Genomic DNA, 6,626 nt, shown 5'->3' with positions numbered 1-6,626 from the left:
GCCGCCCCGCACTCCCCGATCCGCTCCGCGAACACCGCCGAGGAATCAAGAAGTTCACGACCCATACCGGCCCACTGCGAACCCTGCCCCGGAAACACCAGAACCGTCCGCCCTGAGGCGGAGGCACCAAGCGAACTGCCGGTGACAACACCGGGATGGAACTCGCCCCGTGTCAACGCACCAAGCGCCGCCGCTGCCTCAGCACGCGAACCCACCACCACGGCACGCTCAGGCAGCATCGCCCGCTGAGCGACCAGCGCACCCGCCACGTGAGTCAGCGGCACCTCCTCGCTCGACTCCACGAAGGAGGCCAGCCTCCCCGCCTGTCCCGCCAGGGATGCCGTAGAGGCGGCGGACACGACCAACGGCACCACACCATCGACGACGTCCACCGTCGACTCGGACGCGACGGGGTCCGCATTGACGGGCTCCGTCTCCGGGGCCTGCTCGAGGATCAGGTGCGCGTTGGTCCCGCTGAGACCGAAGGACGACACACCAGCACGGCGCGGCCGGCCGGTGTCGGGCCACTCCCGGGACTCGGCCAGCACCTCGACGGCACCCGATGACCAGTCCACCTGGGACGAGGGAGCATTGAGATGCAGCGTCGCCGGCATCACGCCGTGCTGCAGCGCCTGCGCCATCTTGATCACACCAGCCACACCGGCCGCGGCCTGGGTATGCCCGATGTTCGACTTCAGCGAACCCAGCCACAACGGGCGCTCGGGTTCCCGGTCACGGCCGTACGTCGCCAGCAGCGCCTGCGCCTCGATCGGATCACCGAGCACCGTGCCCGTGCCGTGCCCCTCCACCACGTCCACCTCAGCCGCCGAGAGACCGGCCGACGCCAACGCCTTACGGATCACCCGCTGCTGCGCAAGACCATTCGGCGCCGTCATACCATTCGACGCGCCGTCCTGATTCACCGCGCTGCCACGGATCACCGCAAGGACCCGGTGCCCGTTGCGCCGCGCCTCCGACAGCCGCTCCAGGACCACCACCCCGACGCCCTCAGCCCAGCCCGTACCATCCGCGGCGTCCGCATACGACTTGCACCGGCCATCCGAGGACAGTGCACGTTGGCGTGAGAACTCCACGAACGTGGAGGGGTTCGCCATCACCGTGGCTCCACCCGCCAGCGCCATGGCGCACTCGCCCTGGCGCAGCGACTGGACCGCCAGGTGCATGGCCACGAGGGAGGATGAGCAGGCCGTGTCCACGGTGATCGCGGGGCCCTCGAAACCGAACACGTACGACACGCGCCCGGATGCCACGCTCGACGCCGTGCCCGTCTCGCCGAAGCCCTCGAGTTCCGCCGGAGCCGCACCCGACAGCCCGTAACCTCGTCCCATCAGGCCTGAAAAGATCCCGACGTCACGACCCTTCAGCGTCCCCGGGTCGATCCCGGCCCGCTCCAGCGCCTCCCACGAGGTCTCCAGCAGCAACCGCTGCTGCGGATCCATCGCAAGTGCCTCACGCGGCGAGATCCCGAAGAAACCCGCGTCGAACAGGCCCGCCTCGTGCAGGAAGCCGCCCTGATCGACATACGACGTGCCGGTCTTCTCCGGGTCAGCATCGAACAGGCCGTCCAGATCCCAGCCTCGGTCCTCCGGGAAGCCCGACACACCGTCCCGGCCCTCGCTGACCAGTCGCCACAGGTCCTGGGGGCTCGCCACACCGCCTGGAAGGCGGCACGCCATACCCACGATGGCAATCGGCTCCGCGGGGTCGGCGGCCCCGGTCCGATCCTTGTCAGCCGTCGCCTCCCTGGCCGTGTCGTTCAGACCCAGGATCCTGGCCCGAAGGTGTGCGGCAAGGGCCTCGGGAGTCGGGTGGTCGAAGGTCACGGTTGCGGGCAGACGCAGCCCGGTCCGTTCGGTCAGCCGGTTGCGCAGCTCGACGACGGCGAGGGAGCCGAGGCCGAGGTCGCGGAAGGAGCGGCCCGCCGGGGTGGGTTCGGTGCTCGTGTGGGTGCGGACGGCGGCAGTCTCCTTGCGGATCAACTCGCCGAGCAGGGCGAGCTGGGCCCGCTCGTCCAGGTCGGCCAGGCGCGCGCGCAGGGCAGCGGTGATCGTCTCGTCGGCCTGGGCGGTGGCGCGGGGCTCCTGTTCCGTCAGCATGTCGAGTAGCGTCTGCACTCGGTCACCGGGGTTGACGGTGCTCGGCCAAAGCGCCAGCAGGGCCGGGGATCCGGTCCCGATCAGCGCGTCGAAGGCGGCGGGGCCCTCGTCCGGCCGGCCGAGGGCCAGCAGCGAGCCGGGCAATCCGTGCAGTCGGCGGTTGCGGACCACGGCCTCGGTGAGGGCGGCGGTGACCACCGTCGAGGCGAGGCCGTCGGACGGCGCGCCCACCAGTGCGGCAGCATCGGTCACCACGACGAACGCGGTGAGATCGTCGTAGGCGGTGAAGTCATGCAGCTTCAGGGCGAGTTCGGGATCATCAACGGTGTGGACGACCGCGGTCACCGGACCGGTCCTGGTCAGCGCCTCATGCAACTCCAGCGAATCCGAGCCGTCGGCCACGACGCGGACGATGTCCACCCCCTCCGGCAGTGGCTCGTCCTGGCTCCACTCGTCGTAGGTATTCGTTGCCTGGACGAGCACGAGGTGTCGCGTTCCGTACTCGGCGACCAGGTGGCGGGCGAGGACTGAGCCCGTCTTCGTGTCGGCACCTGTAACGACCACGATGCCGTCCATCCCCGGCGCGGCAAGATCCGGCCTGTCGGCGACGGGGAGGCGCACGAGCCTGGGCCGCATCAGTTCCCCGTCCCGTACGGCGAGCTGGGGCAGGCCCGAGGAGACGGCGGCGATCAGCGCCGCCGCGTAGTCGGACTCCGGGGTGCAGGCTTCGACGTCGACGATTGTCAGCGGCGCGCCGTCACCTCCATCGGCCTGGGCGGCCCGTGCGGCTGCCCACAGCGCGACTTCGGCGCCATCTGGCGTCTCGTCCCGGTCGGTGACGCCCATCGCGCCCCGGGTAAGGACGACGAGCCGGGGCCCGGTCTCCTTGCCCCCTCCAGCGCAGGCCGGCGTCAATGTGTCCGCGTCTGCCTCTGCGAGGACCGTCACGTCGGTGGCCGCGTCAGGGGTGGTGCGTGACGTTGAAAGGTCAGCGTATTGCCGTACGTCGGCGACGCCGGCCTTCCGAAGAGCAGCGACCAGGCCGTCGGTGACGGCGGTCCGGCCAACCACTGCCCAGCGCAGCTCTTCCGGCGCGTCAGGGGAGACTGCCACCCTGCTCCAGTCCCACAGCATCAGTCCCTCGTGGTGACCGTCGGCGGCGTATCGCAGCCGGGCCGGCAAGTCAGCGAGGAGGCGCCGGACGACCTTCCCCGAGGCGGTCCTGGGGATGGTCCGGGCCTCGTATATGCGCTCGGGGAGCTTGTACTGGGAGAGTTGGGTGCGGCAGTGGTCGAGCAACCGGGCGAGGTCGACGCCGGCCTGACCAGGGACCACCCAGGCGACGGGGACCTCGCCGAGGGTGTCGTGGGGAATGCCCGCGACTGCGACGTCGGCCACGCCCTCGGCCACGCGCAAGGCGGCCTCGATCTCGTCGGGGTGGATGTTCTCACCGCCGCGGATGATGACATCCTTCAGCCGGCCGCAGATGGTGAAGTAGCCGGCTTCGTCGCGCCGGGCCAGATCGCCGGTGTGGAACCAGCCGTTCTGTAGGGCCTCGGCTGTGGCCTGTGGGTTGTTGTGGTAGCCCACCATGACGTTCGGCCCGCTGACCCAGACCTCGCCCTCGTGCCCGGCGGGCACGTCCTGTCCGGTGCGGGGGTCGACGATCCGGACTCCGACACCGGGCACGGGAAGGCCACAGGAGCCCTCGACCACGGGGCCGTCGGGCGGGTTGATGGTGATGGCCCCGCAGGTCTCGGTGCTGCCGTAGGCGTCGACGAGGGGGATGCCGAAGGTCTCCTCGAAGGAGCGGCGCAGTCCAGGGCCGGTGACGGCACCGCCGACGAGGCCGACCCTGAGATCGGGCAGAGAGAGGCCGGTGCGGCGGGCCCTGCCGACCAGGTGGTGGTAGGTGGTGGGGACGCCGGCCAGGAAGGTGGACCGGTCCTCGCGCAGGGCAGTCAGAATGTCATCGGCCGAACTGCCGTCCATGATCCGGGCGGTGGCGCCGGAGACGGTGACGGACAGGACGCAGGCAATGTGAGACAAGCTGTGGAAGAGCGGCAGTGGCCACAGCACGCGGTCATGCTCGGAGAGGCCGGGCACGGGAATGTAGCAGGAGGCAACGGAGTAGAGGCAGTTGCGCTGGGTGGAAAGCACGCCCTTGGGGCGGCCGGTGGTACCCGAGGTGTAGAACATCCAGGCCACCTCGTCAAGGCCGAGGTCGTCCGGGGCATCGTTGACGGGCTCGGTGGCGACGAGCTCCTCGAACGGTACGGTGCCCGGGGGCAGCATGTGCCCGGTACCGGCGCCGAGGGCGCCAGCCACGACGACGGACACCCCGCTGGTTGTACGGGGAATTGACTGAAGGAAAGTTTCTGCGTGTGCAGTGCCGGTGAGGGCGAACGCCGCTGCGCTGTCGGCCAGGAGGTAGGTGATTTCCGCCGGGGCGGCCTGCGGGTTGATCGGTACACCGATGCCGCCGGCCCGTACCACGGCGAGGTAGCTCTCCACCATCGCCACCGAGTTGCCGAGACACAGAGCCACCCGGTCGCCGCGCCGGACACCGAGGCCGACCAGGTGACCGGCCAGTCTCCTCGTCCGTACGTCGAGTTCCCTGTAGGTGACCGCGTACCGGTCGTCCTCGAAAGCGATCTTGTGCGGGAACCGGACCGCGTTCTCACTCAGGATGACCGGTAGCGGGGTGATCAGGTCGGGAAGCACCTGGACTCGAACTCCTAACCGGCCATCGGGGATGGCCAACTGCTGCTCGGCAAGCGTGTATGTCTAGAGAGGTGAGTCAGCTCGACCGTGTGATGGTCGGCTTCCGAGCTTGCGATGTCTTGGACCGGCTGGCGCAGTCTGAGCGGGGCCGAGAGACTCCAGATGCGCGAAGGTCGAGGACTGACCTGCATGACACTAGACAGGACGGCCTTCGCGGGGCATCCCCTGCTCTGGTAGATCCCGGTCGAGGGTAGGAGAGCGTGGTGGTGCCCCGTGCTGCGGCTCGATGATTGTTTGAACTCACGGCGGAGGGATCGCGGTGTAGCGGTAGCGACGGCGCAGGGTGAAATCGTCCACGCCGATCACCCGCGGGACCGCCTGCTGCGGACCCCGATCTCGACCCGGGTCAGACCCGGCCCGTTGATCAGCGCGTAGGCGGCGCTCTCGGCGGCCGGGGAGGTCAGCGCGGTGGATACCGGCTCCACCGCGCCTCCGGGGCCGGGCGGGACGAGGAAGCTCAGGAACGCCTCGCCGACTGTGCCGAGGCCGACGATGCCGGTGACGGGCCGCAGATCTGTCGTCATGGCGTTCCGCGAACTTTCTGTTCGCGGAAACGGTTGTCGAACTGGTGCGCTTACCCGGAAGTGGACGCGCAGATGATCACGGTGCCACTCCTCCTCGCCACGTGGACCGACGCGCCGAACGTCTCCCGGCCTGGGTGTTCGAAGACAAGGTCGACGTCCTCGCCGGTGGTCAGACGGCGAGGGCCAACTGGGTGGCGTACGAGCCGAGTCCGCCGCTCGCGCCCAAGATCAGAACAGTGCCACCCTGCTTCAGCCGCGCGGCGCCCCCGGAAGACCTTTGGCCTCGGCCGACTGGCGATGTGCTTCCGCCCGCCCACGGTCTCCAGCGGGTTGTGGCAAGCGGGTGCGAACTCCTAAGAGATCTGCGGGCGTGCAGGCATCAGGCAGCGAGCTTCTTGAGCGTCTCCTGGGCAGTTGCCAGGGACTTCTCCCCCAGCGGCTTGAGCTGCGCCATGGCCGGCACTGTCGCGGCCAGGGTCAACTCGGCGTGCACAAACGTGAGGTTGTCCGCGAGACCGATCGACTTCAGGACGTCCCGCAGGTAGGGCTCCTGGTAGTCGTGGCCCTCGCGCGGGGTGCCCGGAGCGTAGGAGCCGCCGCGCGCGGTCACCACGATGACCGACTTGCCGCTGAGCGCACCGGAATCGGCCCCCGGGAGGATCGCGTGGGCCGGACTGACCAGCAGGTCGATCCAGGCTTTGACGTTTGACGGAACCGTGTAGTTGTACATCGGCACGCCGAGCACGAGCGTGGTGGCGTCGTGCACCTCAGACACCACCGTGTCGACGAGCGCCTTCTCCTCGTCCGTCTGACCGTGATCGCGGCTGGGGTCCAGAAGGTACTCGCGCACGGGATGGGTGAGGTGGGGGATGGGCTGGGCAGCCAGGTCGCGGTAGACGTAGCCGGCGTCAGGGTGGTTTTGCCGCCACTGGATCGCAAAGTCCGAGGTCAGCTGACGCGACGTGGAACCCTCATGGCGGATGCTCGCATCGATGTGAAGAAGAGAAGACACAATGACCCCTGAAATTTGCTGGGCGGTTCGTCAAGACCGCAGTTGGTCCGCGAAATTGAGAGCAGACCTGCACGACGCTAGACAGTGCGGTCTTCGCGAGGCATCCCCTGATCTGGTAGCTCCTGACCGAAGACATGAGACCCATGAAGATGGCATGTAGGTTTGGCATGCACAGCTCGACAGGCTCTC

At 68.8% G+C, this 6,626-nt stretch carries 3 protein-coding genes and 1 pseudogene; all 4 read right to left on the bottom strand.

What is annotated here, in order from left to right:
• Nucleotides 1-4,841: beta-ketoacyl synthase N-terminal-like domain-containing protein (locus AB0F29_RS35550; RefSeq protein WP_361881280.1), on the bottom strand; the 4,841-nt coding region annotated here is incomplete at its 3' end.
• A gap of 362 nt (nucleotides 4,842-5,203) precedes the next feature.
• Nucleotides 5,204-5,425, bottom strand: a complete 222-nt coding sequence (locus AB0F29_RS35545; RefSeq protein ID WP_361881277.1) for a hypothetical protein — start codon at nucleotides 5,423-5,425, stop codon at nucleotides 5,204-5,206.
• Between the two features lie 53 nt (nucleotides 5,426-5,478).
• Nucleotides 5,479-5,684: pseudogene (locus tag AB0F29_RS35540) on the bottom strand (crotonyl-CoA carboxylase/reductase); the annotation flags it as partial.
• 120 nt (nucleotides 5,685-5,804) lie between these two features.
• Nucleotides 5,805-6,437, bottom strand: a complete 633-nt coding sequence (locus AB0F29_RS35535; RefSeq protein WP_361881274.1) for an NAD(P)H-dependent oxidoreductase — start codon at nucleotides 6,435-6,437, stop codon at nucleotides 5,805-5,807.
• Nucleotides 6,438-6,626: the final 189 nt, after the last annotated feature.

It is taken from the genome of Streptomyces sp. NPDC026589 (assembly GCF_040638385.1).
GTDB lineage: Bacteria > Actinomycetota > Actinomycetes > Streptomycetales > Streptomycetaceae > Streptomyces.
Note: the sequence above shows the minus strand (reverse complement) of the source record. Positions and strands in the feature narration are given on the sequence as shown.

Coding starts and splice junctions, on each gene's coding strand:
- AB0F29_RS35545 (WP_361881277.1), bottom strand. CDS start 5,425: ATGACGACAGATCTGCGGCCCGTCACCGGCATCGTCGGCCTCGGCACA.